Annotated in this window: 18 protein-coding genes; 13 read left to right on the top strand and 5 right to left on the bottom strand. The window is 66.1% G+C overall.

The features are described from left to right. Window positions 1–12: 12 nt before the first annotated feature. Window positions 13–651 (top strand): NUDIX hydrolase, encoded by a 639-nt coding sequence (locus K9F62_04090; protein ID UJX43120.1) that lies wholly within the window; start codon window positions 13–15, stop codon window positions 649–651. Here the strand turns inward: K9F62_04090 and K9F62_04085 are convergent. Continuing rightward, complete coding sequence (locus K9F62_04085) at window positions 648–1,223, bottom strand: class I SAM-dependent methyltransferase (protein UJX41890.1); 576 nt, start codon at window positions 1,221–1,223, stop codon at window positions 648–650. The genes K9F62_04090 and K9F62_04085 overlap by 4 nt on opposite strands. A 242-nt stretch (window positions 1,224–1,465) precedes the next feature. Between K9F62_04085 and K9F62_04080 the strand changes: the two genes are divergently transcribed. The 8 genes from K9F62_04080 (at window position 1,466) to K9F62_04045 (ending at window position 10,056) form a co-directional block, all read left to right on the top strand. Continuing rightward, on the top strand, window positions 1,466–2,389 hold the full coding sequence (locus K9F62_04080) for a metalloregulator ArsR/SmtB family transcription factor (protein ID UJX41889.1): 924 nt from the start codon (window positions 1,466–1,468) through the stop codon (window positions 2,387–2,389). Window positions 2,390–2,418: 29 nt separating this feature from the next. Continuing rightward, the gene (gene ahcY / locus K9F62_04075; protein UJX41888.1) at window positions 2,419–3,843 is read left to right on the top strand and encodes an adenosylhomocysteinase; all 1,425 of its coding nucleotides are present in this window, start codon (window positions 2,419–2,421) and stop codon (window positions 3,841–3,843) included. 451 nt (window positions 3,844–4,294) lie between these two features. Continuing rightward, window positions 4,295–5,479: a GGDEF domain-containing protein gene (locus K9F62_04070; GenBank protein UJX41887.1), complete on the top strand. Its 1,185-nt coding sequence runs from the start codon at window positions 4,295–4,297 to the stop codon at window positions 5,477–5,479. Between the two features lie 203 nt (window positions 5,480–5,682). Beyond that, a complete protein-coding gene (gene tsaA, locus K9F62_04065; protein UJX41886.1) occupies window positions 5,683–6,177 on the top strand; it encodes a tRNA (N6-threonylcarbamoyladenosine(37)-N6)-methyltransferase TrmO in 495 nt (164 codons plus the stop codon). 107 nt (window positions 6,178–6,284) lie between these two features. Then, complete coding sequence (gene modA, locus K9F62_04060) at window positions 6,285–7,082, top strand: molybdate ABC transporter substrate-binding protein (protein UJX41885.1); 798 nt, start codon at window positions 6,285–6,287, stop codon at window positions 7,080–7,082. Between the two features lie 55 nt (window positions 7,083–7,137). Beyond that, window positions 7,138–7,836 carry a hypothetical protein gene (locus K9F62_04055; protein UJX41884.1) on the top strand — a complete coding sequence of 233 codons (699 nt, stop codon included), beginning with the start codon at window positions 7,138–7,140 and terminating at the stop codon, window positions 7,834–7,836. Further along, on the top strand, window positions 7,833–8,822 hold the full coding sequence (locus K9F62_04050; GenBank protein UJX41883.1) for an ATP-binding cassette domain-containing protein: 990 nt from the start codon (window positions 7,833–7,835) through the stop codon (window positions 8,820–8,822). The genes K9F62_04055 and K9F62_04050 overlap by 4 nt, the downstream gene beginning before the upstream one ends. A 7-nt stretch (window positions 8,823–8,829) precedes the next feature. Further along, window positions 8,830–10,056 carry an ABC transporter substrate-binding protein gene (locus tag K9F62_04045; protein UJX41882.1) on the top strand — a complete coding sequence of 409 codons (1,227 nt, stop codon included), beginning with the start codon at window positions 8,830–8,832 and terminating at the stop codon, window positions 10,054–10,056. Between the two features lie 500 nt (window positions 10,057–10,556). Here the strand turns inward: K9F62_04045 and K9F62_04040 are convergent, their stop codons facing one another. Beyond that, the gene (locus K9F62_04040) at window positions 10,557–11,075 is read right to left on the bottom strand and encodes a class IV adenylate cyclase (GenBank protein UJX41881.1); all 519 of its coding nucleotides are present in this window, start codon (window positions 11,073–11,075) and stop codon (window positions 10,557–10,559) included. Between the two features lie 207 nt (window positions 11,076–11,282). Between K9F62_04040 and K9F62_04035 the strand changes: the two genes are divergently transcribed. The 4 genes from K9F62_04035 (at window position 11,283) to K9F62_04020 (ending at window position 13,397) form a co-directional block, all read left to right on the top strand. Continuing rightward, window positions 11,283–11,714 carry a flavodoxin gene (locus K9F62_04035; protein ID UJX41880.1) on the top strand — a complete coding sequence of 144 codons (432 nt, stop codon included), beginning with the start codon at window positions 11,283–11,285 and terminating at the stop codon, window positions 11,712–11,714. Between the two features lie 105 nt (window positions 11,715–11,819). Continuing rightward, window positions 11,820–12,179, top strand: coding sequence for a tetratricopeptide repeat protein (locus tag K9F62_04030; GenBank protein UJX41879.1), 360 nt, complete (start codon window positions 11,820–11,822; stop codon window positions 12,177–12,179). 151 nt (window positions 12,180–12,330) lie between these two features. Next, a complete protein-coding gene (locus K9F62_04025; protein ID UJX41878.1) occupies window positions 12,331–12,843 on the top strand; it encodes a MarR family transcriptional regulator in 513 nt (170 codons plus the stop codon). Next, entirely contained in the window at window positions 12,840–13,397 is a 558-nt protein-coding gene (locus tag K9F62_04020; protein ID UJX41877.1) for a flavodoxin family protein, read from the top strand. The genes K9F62_04025 and K9F62_04020 overlap by 4 nt, the downstream gene beginning before the upstream one ends. A 39-nt stretch (window positions 13,398–13,436) precedes the next feature. Here the strand turns inward: K9F62_04020 and K9F62_04015 are convergent, their stop codons facing one another. From K9F62_04015 to K9F62_04005, 3 genes are all read right to left on the bottom strand, one after another. Next, window positions 13,437–14,615: a SpoIIE family protein phosphatase gene (locus K9F62_04015; protein UJX41876.1), complete on the bottom strand. Its 1,179-nt coding sequence runs from the start codon at window positions 14,613–14,615 to the stop codon at window positions 13,437–13,439. Then, a complete protein-coding gene (locus K9F62_04010; protein ID UJX41875.1) occupies window positions 14,615–16,363 on the bottom strand; it encodes a 4Fe-4S binding protein in 1,749 nt (582 codons plus the stop codon). The genes K9F62_04015 and K9F62_04010 overlap by 1 nt, the downstream gene beginning before the upstream one ends. 105 nt (window positions 16,364–16,468) lie before the next feature. Beyond that, window positions 16,469–16,711 (bottom strand): (2Fe-2S) ferredoxin domain-containing protein, encoded by a 243-nt coding sequence (locus tag K9F62_04005; GenBank protein ID UJX41874.1) that lies wholly within the window; start codon window positions 16,709–16,711, stop codon window positions 16,469–16,471. Window positions 16,712–17,018 lie beyond the last annotated feature (307 nt).

The raw sequence follows: 17,018 nt of genomic DNA, 5'->3' as shown, positions 1-17,018 counted from the left end.
GGACGGGTGAGTCTGGCCGTGGACTGCGCGGTGTTCGGCTTTGCCGGGGAGGGCCTGCGTGTCTTGGCCATCAAGCGGGGCGTGCCGCCTTTTGCCGGGAGCTGGGCGCTGCCCGGCGGCTTCGTCGAGGCGGGGGAGACGCTGCTTGCGGCGGCGCGGCGGGAATTGGCGGAGGAAACGGGTGTGGCGGCGGCGCGGCTGGTTGAGGTCGGCTGTTTCGACGCCCTGGACCGGGACCCGCGCGGCCGGGTGGTGTCCGTGGCCTTTGCCGGGCTTGTGCGGCGCGAGCATTTGACGCTTCGGGCCACGACCGACGCCGGGGAGGCCCGCTGGTGGGACCTGTCGGACCGGCCGGCTTTGGCCTTCGACCACGAGGCGATCGTGACGGCCGCGTTGGAGCATGTGCGCGCGGCCATGTGGGAACGTCCCCTGGCTCTGGAGCTTTTGGGGGAGCGCTTCACCTTGGCCGAGGCCCGGGCCGTGTACGAGGCCGTGGCCGGCGCGCCGTTCGATGTGCGCAATTTCCGCAAGCGGCTTCTGGCCACGGGCATGGTGCGGCCCCTCGACGCCCGGGAAAGCGGGGTGCCCCACCGGGCGGCCCGGTACTACGCCAGAAGCCGGGACGCCGCGTCCGGCGACCGGGCCGGTTAATCCCGCGCGAAAAGCGCCGCCAGGCTGAGCCAAATGCGGGGCGCGGCAACGAACCGGAACCCAGCGCCAGAGGCGAGTTCGAGTGTGCGCTTGAAATCCGCCTTGGCGACGTGGAAGCGCGGCTCGGCCAAGAGCAGCTTGCCGCCGGGCTTGAGGATGCCGTGGAGCTCGGCCAGGAAGGCGGCGATGTCCGGCGTTTCGTGGACCATGTAGAAGGCCAGGGCGAAATCCGCCGGCGTGTCCAGGCCGATGGCCGCGGCCTCGCAGCGGTGACTGATGATGCGCGAGGCGAGCCCGGCGCGTTCGGCCCGGCGGCGCATCATTCCCAGCATTTCCTCCTGAAGATCCACCGCGATCACGCGGCCGTCGCGGCCAACCAACCTGGCCAGGGGAAGCGTGAAAAAGCCCGGGCCGCAGCCGATATCCACGGCCGTATCACCCTCCCGGACCAGACCGCGCAACATTGCCTCGGGATGATGCACCAGCCTGCGCAGGGAGCTGGCCAGCCAGCCGGCGTGGCTCGCCGAACAGACATGGGGGCTGCCTGTTTGTGCCGACGTATTTTCGCTCATGGGATTCTCCGTATTTTGTGGCGTGGCAGGGGATGGGCCCGTTTGCCGGGACGGTATGCCCGCGTGTTTCCTGTTCCGCTCTGGGAAGGAGGGCGGGATTCCCGGTTGCGGTGTGGGCTGGAAGCAGAGGAGCCGGAACCCGCCCGTCGGTCAAGGGATTTTGAACCTCTTGGCCGCGCGGGGGAATGGGGCTTGACGGGGCGAGGCGAAATCAGTAGATGAGCATATCAGGATATCTTGATATGTTGAAAGACGCAGAAACGCCGCTTCCCTGGTTCAAGGCCCTGGCCGACGAGACGCGCCTGCGGCTGGTCCGCATCCTGGCCCGCCACGAGTTGTCCGTGGGCGAGATCGTGGCCGCGCTCGGCATGGGCCAGTCGCGCATCTCGCGCCATCTCGGCATCCTGGTCGGCTGCGGGCTGCTCGCCAGCCGTCGGGAGGGAGCCTGGACCTTTTACAGTCTGGCCGGAGACGCGCCGCAAAAGGATTTCCTGGCCGCCCTGGCTCCGTGGCTGGCCATGGCCGGGCCCGAGGCCGACCTTGCCGCCGTGGACGCGGTGCTTGGCGAGCGCCGCCAGGAGACCCGGCGCTTTTTTAACGCCATCGCCCCGGATTGGGCCAGGCTTCGCCGCGAGGTGCTGGGGCCGGTGGACCCGGCGGCGCTTGTGCGCGAGGTCATGCCCGAACAGGTTTCCCTGGCCGCCGATCTCGGCTGCGGGCCGGGGGAGATGCTGCCCGTTCTGGCCGAGCGGGCGACGGCGGTCATCGGCGTGGACAGTTCCCCGTCCATGCTGTCCCTGGCCGAGCGCCGCACCGTCGGGCTGTCGGTCGGGGTGCGCATGGGCGAGCTCGAACATCTGCCCATGGCCGACGGCGAGGCCGATTTCGCCGTCATCTGCCTGACCTTGCACCATCTGCCCGATCCGGCCGCCGCCCTGGCCGAGGCTCGGCGCGTGCTGGCCCCCCACGGTCGGCTGGCGGTCATCGATTTCACCCCCCACGGGGACGAAGCCATGCGTCGCCGCTTTGGCGACCGCTGGCTGGGCTTTTCCCGGGAAAAATTTGTCGCGTGGCTTACTCGGGCCGGTTTCGACCTGGAACGGTATTCCGAGCATCCTGCCAACAAGGGGCTTGTCGTGGCGCGCCTGCTCGCCCGGCCCCGGTAAAAAAAACACGTCAGCCAAAGGAGACGAACATGAGCGTGAAACCGCTTGATTTGACCCTTCCCTACAAAGTCGCCGATCTGTCCCAGGCCGATTGGGGCCGCAAGGAAATGCAGCTTTCCGAGGGCGAGATGCCGGGCCTTATGGCCGTCATCAAGAAATACGGCCCGCAAAAGCCCCTGGCCGGCCTGCGCGTCACCGGCTCGCTGCACATGACCATCCAGACGGCCATGCTGATCAAATGCCTGCAGGCCCTTGGCGCGGACCTGCGCTGGGCTTCCTGCAACATCTACTCGACCCAGGATCATGCCGCGGCCGCCATCGCCGCCGACGGCCTGGCCGCCGTGTTCGCCTGGAAGGGCGAGACCCTGGAAGACTACTGGTGGTGCACCGAGATGGCGCTGACCTGGCCCGACGGGACCGGCCCGGACCTCATCGTCGACGACGGCGGCGACGCCACGTTGTTCATCCATCACGGCTACAAGTGCGCCAAGGACGCCAAGGTCCTCAATGCCCCGGCCGCCAACAAGGAAATGGGCATCATCATGGACCGCATCCGGGCCGCCGTGGCCGCCGATGCCGGTCGTTTCGAGCGCCTGGCCAAAAAGATCCGCGGCGTCTCCGAGGAGACCACCACCGGCGTGCACCGGCTCTACCAGATGATGCAGGCCGGCGAGCTGCTTTTCCCGGCCATCAACGTCAACGACTCGGTCACCAAGTCCAAGTTCGACAACCTCTACGGCTGCCGCGAGTCCCTGGCCGACGGCATCAAGCGGGCGACCGACGTGATGGTGGCGGGCAAGGTCGTGGTCGTGGCCGGCTACGGCGACGTGGGCAAGGGCTGCGCCCAGTCCATGCGCGGTTTCGGGGCCCGGGTGCTCATTACCGAAATCGACCCCATCTGCGCCTTGCAGGCGGCCATGGAAGGCTACGAGGTCACCACCATGGAAGCGGCCTGCTCCCAGGGCGATGTCTTCGTCACGGCCACCGGCTGCTGCGACGTCATCACCGGCGCGCACATGGAAAAGATGAAGGACGGGGCCATCGTGTGCAACATCGGCCACTTCGATTCCGAGATCAGCGTGGCCTACCTGGAGAGCACCCCGACCTGCAAAAAGAATCAGATCAAGCCCCTGGTGGACAAGTGGACCATGGCCTCGGGCAATGCCATTCTCATGCTGGCCGAGGGGCGGCTCGTCAATCTCGGCTGCGCCACCGGCCATCCGAGCTTCGTCATGTCCAACTCGTTCACCAACCAGGCCCTGGCCCAGATCGAACTGGCGACCAAGGAATACAAGACCGGCGTCTACACCCTGCCCAAGCTTCTGGACGAGGAAGTGGCCCGGCTCCATCTGGCCCGCCTCGGCGCCAAGCTCGAAACCCTGACCAAGACCCAGGCCGACTATCTCGGCATCAGCGTCACCGGCCCCTTCAAGCCGGAGCATTACCGCTATTAGGCAATGTCGGGGGGAAGACGCGAGTGGGGAGACCCTGAAAAAAGGGTGGTAGCCCCTCTCGCGCGCTTCCTTTTTGAGAAGAGGTCGGAGGCCAGCCGTTTGCAAGATACGGATGGCTTCCGGCTTCTTTTTTTGGGGGGTGTGACCGCAAGCGCGGCATCTTTTGGGGCGCGGGGGAGTGCGCCGACGATGTCGCTGGCCGGTGCGTGTCGCGGCAATATGCCGGCTCTATTGTGGAAATAAGGATAGGTCGGGTGCGATACGGACTGTTGCCTTTCGGTTGTACGTCGTGTTGCCGGTCGTTGCGGCCGCCTACTGCGGTTGGAGAGACAGAATTACACACATCTGTCACGGAGTGTCGTTTTGTCCAAGGGAGCTTTTTTATGTTACGGCATGCAATGATCGAAGAAATGTTTGCTCCGGTTCTGAAAACGCGATATCCAAGCCGGCAATGCAGAATTTCGATTTCAAGACGGCCTCCGTCATTTATGTCATCAGCAATTTTTGCATTGCCAGTTTGCTTGCCGTGGCCTTTGCCGACAGTCGGGCCAGGGGGGCGCGGCTGTGGATCGCCGGGCTTTTCACGCTGATCGTTTCGACCCCGTTTTTCACCCTGCGGGACGTCATTCCCCCCGACGTGGCCATTGTGCTTGGCAACGGCCTGTTCGCCCTGGCCTGGGTGCTTTTCCAGGCGTCCTTCGACGCGTTCTACGGCAACCGCCGTCCGTCCTGGCAACGGGTGTTGCCGATTTTTCTGGCGATGGTCCTTGCCGGCGGGCTGCTCGATGCAGCCAAGCCGCGCACGTTGTCGCTGTGTCTGCTCTTCAGCCTCCAAAGCCTGGCCATAGCCGGCACCATCGTGGCCAGACGCCGCGAATTCCGGCTGCGGGTGATCGGCATCCTCGCTTCGGGCTATGTCCTGGCCGCCCTGTCGTTTATGGTGCGCGGCCTGTCGGTGTTTTTCGCCCCGTCGGCCAATCCCGATCCCTTTGCCCCGGGCATGCCCCAGAACATCGCCATGGTGCTTTCCGTGCCGAGTCTGGTCGCCTGCACTTTCGGTTTTGTCCTGCTGCACCGGGAACGCGTGGAAAACGAGGTGCGCCTGCTGGCCGATATCGACCCCCTGACCGGCCTGCAAAATCGGCGGGGCTTCGAGACGGCCTTTGCCAAGGAACTGCGCGATGCCGCCGATTGCGACAGTTGGACCAGCCTGGCCCTGGTCGATATCGACCATTTCAAGACCGTCAATGACCGCCATGGCCATGCCCTGGGCGACAAGGCGCTGCGCACCCTGGCCCGCATCATCTCCCGGGAGCTTCGGGGCGGGGACCTGGTGGCCCGCATCGGCGGGGACGAGTTCTGCGTGCTGCTTTCCCGCACGCCGCCGCTTCGCGCCGGCTCCGTGGCCGAGCGTCTGCGCCGGGCCGTGGCCGGCCACGACTGGACCTCGCTTGGCCTGACCCAGGGCCTGACCGTGACCATCGGCCTGTCCAGCCACAAGGGCGGCGAAACCGACGACGGCGAGGACTTCATGCGCCTGGCCGACATGGCCCTGCTCACCGCCAAGGACATGGCCCGGGACATGGTTCTGCACGCCGACCAGCTCACCGGCCCTGCGGCCGCGGTCCGGACCTGACGCCTCCCTGCCGTAAGAGTCACTCCTTTCATTATTTTCGTGTCATTTAAGGCGGTTGCCTTCCTCGCGACAAGTTTGTATCGCTACACTACGGTTTTGTCCCGACCGCCGGACGTCCATGCGTAACATCCCGCAATCACGGGGCGGAAAATGTGGCCCGGATCTTGATACCTTGTGCCCGGCAAACGCCCCCGAGGAAACACATGAACATACTCCCGGAAGACATCGCCTACCGTCCCATCGGCATTTTGCATTCCCCCTACACCGACATTCAGGGCATGCCCGTCCAGCCCGTGGGGGCCCTGGGCGTGACGGGGCATATCGAGGTGCACCCCGACTTCGCCGAGGGCCTGGCCGATCTGGAAGGCTTTTCCCACGTTTTCCTGCTGTACCATCTGCACCGGGTGCGCGGGTACGACCTGACCGTGCGGCCGTTTCTGGACAACGCCGACCACGGCATCTTCGCCACTCGTTCGCCCAAGCGGCCCAACCCCATCGGCCTGTCCGTGCTGGAACTCGATGAGGTCGCGGGCCTGACGGTGCGCCTTCGCAACGTCGACGTCCTCGACGGCACGCCGGTGCTCGACATCAAACCCTACGTGCCACACTTCGACGTCTGGGAGGCGGGCAAGGTCGGCTGGTTCGCCACCAAGGCCCGCAAGGCCGACGCCTATATTTCCGACGACCGCTTCCGCTGATAGCCCGCAACCGGTGGTCCCTGCCGCGCCGTCTTCGCGGCCTGCGAACGGGAACGGCCCGGCGGCTGTTTTTTCTTCACTGCCATAGCGCCAACAAAGGGGAATTCATGCGACGTATCCTGCTCTCCGCCTTGCTGCTGCTTTTGTCCGCCGTGCCGGCCGGTGCGGCCTCACCGGGCGTCACCGTCTATGCCGCCGGCAGCCTGCGCGGCGTCATGACCGCCCTGGCCAAACAGTTTCAGGAAGCCCACGGCATTCCGGTCAACGTCACGTTTGGGCCGTCCGGGCTCTTGCGCAAGCGCATCCAGGGCGGGGAACGCCCCGACATCCTGACCTCGGCCGATATGGCGAGCCCCGAGGCCCTGGCCCGGGAAGGCCTGGCCCTGCCGACGATCCTCTATGCCCGCAACGCCCTGTGCGCCACCGGTCGGGAGAAGCTTGGCCTGACCACGGAAAACCTGCTTAAGACGCTGCTCGATCCGGCCGTGCGCCTGGGCACTTCCACGCCCAAGGCCGATCCGGCCGGGGACTATGCCTGGGCCATGTTCGCCAAGGCCGAGGCCGTGAAGCCCGGCAGCCGTCAGGCCCTGGAGGCCAAGGCCGACAAGATCGTCGGCGGGGCGCACAATTCCGCGCCTGTACGGGGCAAGCATCCGGTGGCCGCCGCATTCGAGGACGGAAAGATCGACGTCTTCCTGGGCTATTGCAGCGGCAATCTTCCCAAAAGCGTGCCCGGGCTGGTGCAGGTCCCCCTGCCGGCCGACCTCGCCGTGGCCGCGTCCTACGGCATGGCCGTGCGCAAGGATGCCGGCGCCGACGCGAGGCTCTTCGCCCTGTTCCTGGTTTCCGAGGACGCCCAGAAGGTTTTTCGCGATTTCGGCTTCGTCCCGGTCGGGTTGCCCTGACGGTGGCCCTGGCCTACCCTGGCCCGTAACTGCCTCAAGGAGAGCCCCGCACATCATGAAATGCGTCACCGTGGCCGGACCGCCCGCTTCCGGCAAGACGTCCGTATTGCTCAAGGCCGCGTCCATCCTGGCCGGCCGGGACCTTTCCCTCGGGGTGGTCAAGTTCGACTGTCTGGCCAGCCGCGACCGCGAGGCCTACGCCAGGGCCGGGGTGCCCGCCGTGCAGGGCCTGTCCGGGGCGCTCTGCCCGGACCATTTCTACGTCTGCAATGCCGCCGACGCCCATGCCTGGGGCGTGCGCCAGAAAATAGCGATCCTGGCCATCGAGAGCGCCGGGCTGTGCAACCGCTGCGCTCCCCACCTCGAGGGCGTTTTGGCCGTGTGCGTGGTCGACGCCCTGTCCGGTATCGACACCCCGGCCAAGATCGGCCCCATGCTGCGTCTGGCCGACGTGGTGGCCGTGACCAAGGGCGACGTGGTGTCCCAGGCCGAGCGCGAGGTGTTCGCCTTCCGGGTGCGTCGGGTCAATCCCAGGGCCACGGTCCTTTTCGTCAGCGGTCTGACCGGCCAGGGGGCCGACGCCCTGGCCCATGTCATCGCCGCCGCCCCGGACACCCCGACCCTTGACGGCGCGAGCCTGCGCTTCACCATGCCGGCGGCCGTGTGCTCCTACTGCCTGGGCCAGCGCCGGGTGGGCGCGGACCACCAAATGGGCAACGTGCGCAAGATGGATTTCGGCGAGGCGGCGTCATGAGCGGCCGCACGTTCGGGGACATCTGGCGCGAGATGCCGGCCGGGCGCGACTTTTTCGGCGTCCAGGGCCTGCCCGCGCCCGCCGACGCCGTCACGCCCGAGGCCTATTTCGCCCATCTCACCGAAACCGCCCTGGCCGAGGTGGGGCTTTCCCGCGACGAGCTGGCCGAACGCTTCGCCCGGTTCGCCGAGGCGCTGACCCATCTGGACGTCTCCGGTCCCAGGGTCGCCTCCCTGACCATTCGCGGCGGCACGGACAAGCGTGGCCGGCCCGAAGCCCTGGACCTGACGCTCACCCCGGGCGACGTCGTGGCCCTGGTCGGCCCCACGGGCTCAGGCAAAAGCCGATTTTTGGCCGACGTGGAATGGCTGGCCGACGCCGACACCCCCACCCGCCGGCGGGTGCTCTTAAATGGCGCGGTGGCCGACGCCACGGCCCGGTTGTCCTTTTCTGGCCGGCTCGTGGCCCAGCTGTCCCAGAACATGCATTTCGTCATGGACTTGGCCGTGGGCGAATTTTTGACCGCCCACGCCGAAAGCCGCCTTGCCGCTGACGTCCCTTCCGTGGTGACCGAGGTGGTCGCCCTGGCCAACGACCTCGCCGGCGAACCGCTCTGCGCCGAAACGCCCCTGACCGCGCTTTCCGGCGGCCAGAGCCGGGCGCTCATGATCGCCGACGTGGCCCGGCTTTGCGCCTCGCCCATCGTGCTTGTCGACGAGATCGAAAACGCCGGCATCGACCGCTGCAAGGCCATTTCCCTTTTGACCGGCAGCGGCAAGATCGTGCTCGTGGCCACCCACGATCCGCTTTTGGCCCTGCTGGCCACGCGCCGGCTGGTCTTTGCCGCCGGGGCCGTGGCCGCCGTGATCGAAACCTCGCCGGCCGAGCGCGAAACCCTGGCCGCCCTGACCGCCATGGACGCAAAACTCACCGCCGCCCGGGAGGACCTGCGCCGTGGCCGGCCCGTGTATTTTTCCAAGGAGTGATCGCCGTATGCCCGTTTTGGAGGAAACCTCCCTCGATCTGCCCGTCACCCGGTTTCTGGCCCATCATCCCGCCGGTCGCGACGTCCTGGCCGCCCAGGGCGTGGCCGCCGTGGCCGATGCCGAATTTCTGGCCTCGGCCGCGCCGTTTCTGAGCATGCGGACCCTGCTCGCCCTGCACGGCCTGTCCGGAAAGCTCTTCCTCGAAGCCCTGGCCGGGCCGGGCAGCGCCGTCCCGGGCGGCATGCAGCCCCTTTTCTGCGACGGCTACAGCGCCGCCGGACCGGGCCTGCGCATGTTTTTGAGCCTGCCCTGTCCGCTCAAGGCCCCCATGGGCATCGCGCTGGAAAACCTCAAGGAACGCCTCGGCCCGGACGCCCCCTGGCCGCGCATCTTCATGGACAGCTGCGGCAAGCATACGCTGAACGATCTCGCCAGCTCCCTGACCGACCCGGCCGAGGTCCCGGACCTGATCGTCTCCTCCGGGCTCAACGGCTTCCTGTCCAAGAGCTTTCGCGACCGCTTCGCCGCAGGCGACCTGCTTGCGCCCCTTGCCCAGGACATGCACCCGGCCCTGGCCGACGCCAAACTGGCCGACCCGCGCGGCATCTGCCGCATCTATGGCGTCAATCCGCTGGTCATCGTGGCCGTGCGCTCGCGCCTCGGCGACCTTCCGGTGCCGCGCTCCTTCGACGACCTGCTCGACCCCGCCTACGTCGGCAGGATCGGCCTGTGCGGCCCGCCGGAAACCGCCGGCGACTCGACCCTGCTCTTAAACATCCGCCTCAAGCACGGCCCCGACGCCCTGGCCGCCCTGGGCCGGGCCATGATCTGCGACACCCACCCGTCCCAGATCTTTCGCCCCGCACCCGGGGCCAACCCGCCGCCCATCGGCGTCATGCCCTACTTCTTCGCCAACGCCGCCCCGCGCCAGGACGACGTGGAAATCATCTGGCCCGATGACGGCGGCCTCGTCTCGCCGCTGTTCGTCATGGTCAAGCAAACGGCCGCCAAGACCCTGGCCCCCCTGGTCGACTTCTTCCTCGGCCCGGAAACCGCCGCCATCGCCTCCGGGGCCCTCATCCCGCCGACAAGCCCGGCCGCTTCCTCGCCGCTTCCCGACGGCGCTTCCGTGCGCTTCATCGGCTGGGACGTCCTCGAGGAAAACGACCTCGGGCCGCTCATCGCCGCTTCCGGCAAGCTGTTCGCCGATGCCTACTACGCCAGCCATAAGTAGTGATGAGGTGCCTCCGGCGGCCAGGGGAGGCGCTGCCTCCCCTGGACCCCTTCGCCGGGGGGCTTGATGCCCCCCGGTCCCCCCTTTCCGCTTTGCCGGGTGGGACAACGGTGGGGTGACGGCGGGGGGGATTGATCTTGCCGTCGCAATCGGCCCGGCGACACGAGGCGCTTTGCGCCTCGACGCCGGACACGATTGCGGCGGCAACCACGCCAGCGGCGAAGCGCCGCATTTAAGAAAAGCTGTTTTCCGGATGTCGCCCCCTTGGGGCGACCGGCGTGGTGGTGGCGGAATTTGATTGGGACGAGCCTGCCGCGTAGCGGCGGCATCGTCCCGACAAATTCCGCCGCCATCTTCCACTCTCCGTCTCCGCGCCAACCAACCTCACCTCCACCCGGCAGAGCGAGCAGGGGGGCGCGGGGGGCATCAAGCCCCCCGCCGGGGTGCAGGGGCGGAGCCCCTGCCGGGGTGTGGGGCAGCGCCCCACACCCACTCCCGTGCTACCGACCAGCCGCTTCCAGCAGATCGACATAGGCCTTGGCCACGAGTTGTTCCTGGCGGATACCGAGTTGTGCGAGCAGGGCTTGGGCGGTCGCTTCGCCGGAGTCGGCGGGTTCCGTGGGGGCCAGGACGACTTCCAGTTCCAGGAAGTCGCCGAGTCCTTCCACCTGGTCCAGGTGCAGGCGGGTGCGTCCGATCAGAAAGAGGGTGCGTTTTTTGCGCACGCGCCCGACCTGTCCGTAGGCCGCTGTCAGGGCCTGGCGCAGGGTCTCCGGCGAGTGGGTCGGGGAGATGGTGTAGTCGGACGTCTTGGGGCCTTGGCTGTCCGGGCGCTGGTAGAAGATCAGCTCGCCGGTTCCGTCCGGGAAAGCCCGCAGTTTGAGGCGGCCGCGTTGGCAGGCAAAAAACGTGTCGTCCTGGAGGATTTCCTGCGGCCCGGCATCCGCCAGTTTTGCCGCCAGGGGCCGCATGGCGTCGACGCTGTCGATTTTGGCCTTGATTTCCACATTTCGGGCCATGGATACTCCTTGGGTGTTTGGGGGAATGGCCGGGTGACCGGGGGTTTTTCTACCATGCCCGGCCGGAGCCTGAAACCTGGGCCTTGGGGACAATGTTTTTGCCGGCTATTATTGACAATGAATTTCAATATCATTAAATAAGGAGCCCACAGGGACGGCTGGAGATGAGACCGGCGTCCGAAACGCGAAGTCCGCACGGAGTACGATATGGGAAAAGCGCTTGTGGTGTACGGGTCCACGACCGGCAATACCGAGTCGGTGGCCCAGGTGGTGGCCAAGACCCTGGAAGGCGAGGGCCTGGAAGTGGTCCTCAGGGATGTTGCCGACGTCAAGCCGGAGGGACTGGCTGACGGCTACGATCTCGTGGTGTTCGGCTGTTCCACCTGGGGCGATGAGGACATCGAGCTGCAGGAGGATTTCATTCCCGTGTACGACGCGCTGGATGCGGCCGGGCTTTCCGGCAGGAAGGTGGCGGTCTTCGGGTGCGGCGATTCGAGCTACACGCATTTTTGCGGCGCTGTGGACGCCATCATGGAAAAGGCGTCGGCGCTTGGAGCCAGGGTGGTCGATTTGCCGCTCAAGATCGACGGAGCCCCGGACGAAGCCGAGGCCCGGGCGTGGGCGAAAAATATTTTGTAGGCGTCTTGATGGTACGCCCCGGCGGGAGACAGGGCGCACGGAGACGGAGAGCATACGAGGGAGCAAACGGCGGCCGTCCGGGCGGTCGTAGCGGAGGATAGGTTTATGGCTTGTGTGAATGGAAAATGCCAATTGGCAAGTAGTGTGCGTCAGCTGCGCGAGGCGGGCATGGAGGCGTTGCGCGATGGCGACATGGTTGGGGCCGAGGCGCTTTTGCGCCGGTCGGTGGCCATGTCCGAGGCCGGCGGCGGCGTGGCGACGGCCACGGCCCATTCGGTCTACAAGCTGGGCATGGCGCTGCATGCGGCCGGACGCCAGGATGAAGCGGCCGAACAGTTCGAGAAGGCGCTTTGGCTGGTCCGGGAGCGCGCCGGATGCGACAGCAAGCTGTATCGAAAGATTCTCGGCCATTTTGCCGAGGCCATGCCGTCGCGGGCGCCGCTTTGCGAATGCGAGGCCGCGTAAAAGAAAATCCGCTTGTCGGCTGTGCCCCATCGTCTGCGAGAAGACGGTGGGGTTTTTTTGTCCACTCCCTCCTTCAAGCCCGGGTCGTAGCGCCTCGGCCTGGGATTGTTTTGTCTTGACAATAATAAGCTGCCATATAGTATGGCAACAAATGAAACGAACACTGTATCCGAAATATGCTTCCGTCTTGGAAAAGATCACCCGGGTGGGGCACCCCAATCTGGAGTCCATTGCCCGTTGTTTCGGGTTGTTGAGCGCGACGGCGGCCATCAACGGGGCATGCGATCGACGGCTGGGGGCCATGGGGCTTTCGGAAGGGCGTTTTGTCCTGCTTTTGCTGCTGCACGAGGAGCGGGAAGGGCTTTTTCCGCATGAACTGGCCCGGCGGGCCGGAGTGACGCGGGCAACCATCACCGGGTTGCTCGACAATCTCGAACGCGACGGCATCGTGGCGCGGCAGGCCTGTTCGTCGGACAGGCGGAAGCTGCGGGTCTGTCTGACCGAAGCGGGTCGCGATATGGCCGCGCGGCTGTACCGATCGCATACGGACTGGGTCGCGTCTCTTTTTTCCGATGTCACCGCCGAAGAGGCCCGCGTGTTGGACGGGCTGTTCGAACGGCTCTCCCGTCGCCTGGAAGCGGATGCGAAAAGGGAGGAAATGTGACGAACATTCTTGTTTTGACCAGCAGTTATCGCAAGAAGGGAAATTCCAATCTGTTGGCGGCGCAGGTGGCGGCGGGAGCGCGGGAGACGGGGCATGCGGTGACGGTCCTGGATCTGGCCCGGATGACGATCCACGGCTGCCGGGATTGCGGCGCCTGCGAGGGGCCGTTCTATGCCGGCTGCGCCATCAAGGACGACATGGCCACGGTGTATCCGGCGCTTTTGGCCGCGGACGGCGTCATTCTCGTCTCGCCCATCTACTGGTGCAACATAAGCGGCCAGATGAAACAGTGCTTGGACCGCTGGAAGGGCATTGCTCCCGACAGGGAGCATAATCCGCTTCGGGGCAAGAGGATCGGCGCGGTTTTCAGCTATGGGGACACCGATGTGCTGACGTCGGGTTGCGCCAATGCCATCAGGTCGCTTCAGGATATGTGCGCCTACGCCGGGGCCGACTGGCTTGGGGCCGTGTACGGCACGGCATTTCGGGCGGGGGATGTTCGGGACGATCCGGCGCTGCTGCAACGGGCGGCCCGCTACGGCGCGTCCCTTTGAGGAAAACGGAGGAGGGGGGCGGCTGCGGCTCCCCTTCTCCTAGAAGAACTGCATCTTGGTTTCCTTGAGGTATTTTTCCTCGAGGACGTGGCAGATGCGCTTGATGATGTTGCGCCGGATTTCCAGGTCGATGGGCAGGTTGGGGTCCTGGTGGGCTTCGTTGATGCGCGCGCCGACCACGAATTCGATGGAATCGCTGTCGCGCAGGATATCGTAGAGTTCGGTGGCCGGGTTTTTCTCGCGGGGCGGCTCGTCGTTTTCCAGAAGCTGGGCCACGCGGGTCAGGGTCAGGATGCCCTCGGTGACGAGGTCCACCCCCTCCATCTCCGCCGCCGGCGGAAGATCCCCGCCGCCCGCCCCCATGAGGCTGTCGCGGATGGTGCGTCCCAGTTCCCGACCCACGATGTTGGCCGTGGTGCCGCCGCAGATGACCTTGCGGCCGTCGAAATCGGCCAGAGTTTCGGCGAATTCCTTGTCGCGGCCGGCGGCGTAGGGCGGTCCGGTCAGTATGAGGACCCGGCGTGGCCGGCGCAGGTAGATCACCGCCGCCGTCATGTCGTCGTAGGCCCGCTGAAAGGGCTCCTGGCGCAGGGCCATGGCCAGGATCTTCTGGGACAGGGCCCGGGCCGAGATGTTGGGGTCGGCCGCCACCTGCTCCAGCACGTAGTCCCGGCAGCCCTTGATGCGCCAGCCCAGGCGCAGCCGCTCGGACCCGAGCCCGGCCTGGGTGATGCCGTCCGAGGTGAAAATGAGCCGGTCCCCGGGCCGCAGCTTGACGTCGTAAACCCGGATCATCCGCTCGTCGTAGCGCGGGGTGGAGACTTCCTCGTACTCGAGGTTCACCACCGTGCCGTCGCGCACCAGGGTCACCGGCGGGTTGTCCATCTCGATCACCCGCGCCCCGCCGGTCGACTGGATGTCGACCACGGTGAAGGTGGCGTAGCTGATCTTGCGCACCTGGCACACGGGCAGCGCGTCCATGATGACCGAGGCCGCCCGCACGATGTCCATGTCGTTGGCCGTGTACTTGAGCGCCATGGTGGCGGTCATCAGCGACAGGATGGAGGCCTTGACGCCGTGGCCCAGGCCGTCGGAGAGCACGGCGATGATGCGGCCCTCGTCGGCCAGGCGCAACGTCTTGAAGGCGTCGCCGCAGATATCCTCGCCGTAGCGGTTGCGCTGGGCCGCGTCCACCTCGACGAACACGTCGTCGGACATCAGCGCCGCCCCCGCAGTTCTTTTCCGGAGATGGGCTTGGCGGCGCTGGAAAAGCCTTCCGAGAGCGAGCGCAGCAGGATTTCCGTGTCGGCCATGTTTTCGCCCAGGCGGCAGGCGATCTCCTGCACGGTCTCGAGATTCTTACGGATGATCTCCCGGGCTCGCTGGGCGATCTCCTCGCGGCGCAGCTCCGAGCCCGTGACGTCGAAGATCACGCCGCCGATGACGCTGCGCGGTTCGATGGTGAAGATGGTGACGCTGAAAACCCGGTCGTCCTGGCGCAGGGCGTCGCGGTGGATGTCGGTTTCGGATTCCAGCGCCCGGCGGAACAGCCCGATGAAGGGCACGATCTTTTCCAGGGCCGCGCCTTCCATGCCCGGACTCGCCTCGTAGGCCGTCAGGATCTCCTCGCCGAAAAGCCGGGCGAAATGCTCGTTGCACTCGATGATGTGGAGCCTGGCGTCGGCGATGACCACCCCGGCCGGAATGCAGCGCAAGAGGGCATTGGCCTTGCGGGTGGCGCGCTTGCGCAGGAAATGGACGCACATCGACGGCTCGGCCAGCCCTTCCAGCATGGCCCGGGCCAGCCCCCGGCAGGTTTCGTGGCCGCAGCCGCCGCAGTTGATCTCGTCCTCGGGCGTGAATTTGCCGATCAGCCGCAGCACCCGCACGTACTGGTCCTCGCTGTAGACGGGCAGGTCCACGGGCGCGGGGTTCTTGCGTTCGTTTATGGGCACGGCCGGCGTGCGCAACGGTTCATCGGGAGCGGGTTTGACCGCGCGGTTGAAGACGTCGAGCTGGTCGAGCAGGCGCGGCCGGTGGCTCGAGATGCACGGCCCCCGCACGCAGCCGCCCACGCAGGCGAGCATCTCCACGAACACGGGCTGGGGCAGCACATGGTTCTGGATGCCTTCTAGGGCCGACTGGATGGTCTGGATGCCGGAAAGCGTGGTGAAACAGACGCTGGAATTGCCGGTATAGGCCTTGACCGTGTCGGTCATGCCGCCTTCGATGGGGTAGAGCGCGCCTTCCTTGGCCGCATGGGGCATGAAAACGTCGGCCGGACCGGGGACGAGGCTTGCGGGATAAATGTTTTCCTGGCGCAGCATGGCCCGCAGGTCGGTGAAGGTCATGGCCGCGTCGAGCAGTCCCGGGTGGTTGTCGGCCTCGGTTTTCTTGGCCACGCACGGGCCGAAAAAGACCATGCCGATGTGCTGGCCGTAGGCGCGGCGCATCATGCGGCAGTGGGTCAGAAGCGGCGAGAGCAGCGGGGTGAGGTTCGGCACGAGCTCGGGCATGTAGCCCCGGATGAAATCCACCGCCGCCGGGCAGGCCGTGGAGAGCATGAGCCGGGGCGCGCCCTGGGACAGGGCCTTGGCCACGCCGGCCGAGACCTCCTGGGCGCCGAGCGCCGTTTCCGACACGCCGGAAAAGCCCAGCTTGCGCAGGGCGGCGATCATGGCCTGGGGCGAGACGTCGGGAAATTCCGCCACCCAGGACGGGGCCAGGGAAACGTAGGCCGGCCGCTGGGAGCGCAACAGTTTGAAGACCGCGAACAGGTCGCTACGCACCTGCTTGGCGTGGGCCGGGCAGGCGGCCACGCACTGGCCGCAGGCAATGCACAGTTCCGGCACCACCGTGGCCCGGCCGTTTTCCACCTGGATGGCCTTGACCGGACAGTGCCGCAGACAGCGGTAGCAGTCCTGGCATTCGGTTTCAATGGTATAGATGGGATAGTGCTTGAGCATGCCATCTCCCTTGGTTCCGACATGGGACGCTGCAAGGGACATTGTCGGCTTCATGGGGTGTGAAGGCAAGGGGCAACAGGCAAAAGATTGGGCATGAAGGAGCCTTTAGGCGGACAGGTGGCGGCTTAAAAGTTCCATCAGGCGTTCGCCGTTGATTTCGCCATAAAGTTGTCCGTCGATGCGGATATTGGGGCCTGTGGTGCACTGGTCCTCGCACCGGCTGCCGGTAAGGACCACGCTGTCGGCAAGCCCATGGTCGGCAAGGTACTGCTCGATCATAAGCAGATGCTTCTTGTTGCCCCGGGCGAAACACGAACTGCCCATGCAAATGACGATCTCATGTTTCATGGCAGCGGGCCTCATGTTGTCACTTTTTTCACAAGTTACCCGCCAACGACTGGACCCGCAAGTCCAAAATGGACCTGCCGACGCGAAAGTGCAACCTCCGGCACCCCCTGCCCGCTCCAGGGAATCGTGGTCCGTCCCGCAACGCCACGTCGCCTGCAACAGAGGATAAGGGCGCGGGGCGCGGACGCAAGGGAACGTTCCCGGAAACGGACGCGGCGTTGGCGCGCAAGCGTCGTTGCCGTCTCCCTTGGCAGGGCCGGCGCGGTGCCGGCGGCCAAACGATAGCCGGGAAGGCTGCGGGGCGCAA

Source organism: Desulfovibrio sp. JY, from assembly GCA_021730285.1.
Taxonomy (GTDB): Bacteria; Desulfobacterota; Desulfovibrionia; order Desulfovibrionales; family Desulfovibrionaceae; genus Solidesulfovibrio.
Note: the sequence above shows the minus strand (reverse complement) of the source record. Positions and strands in the feature narration are given on the sequence as shown.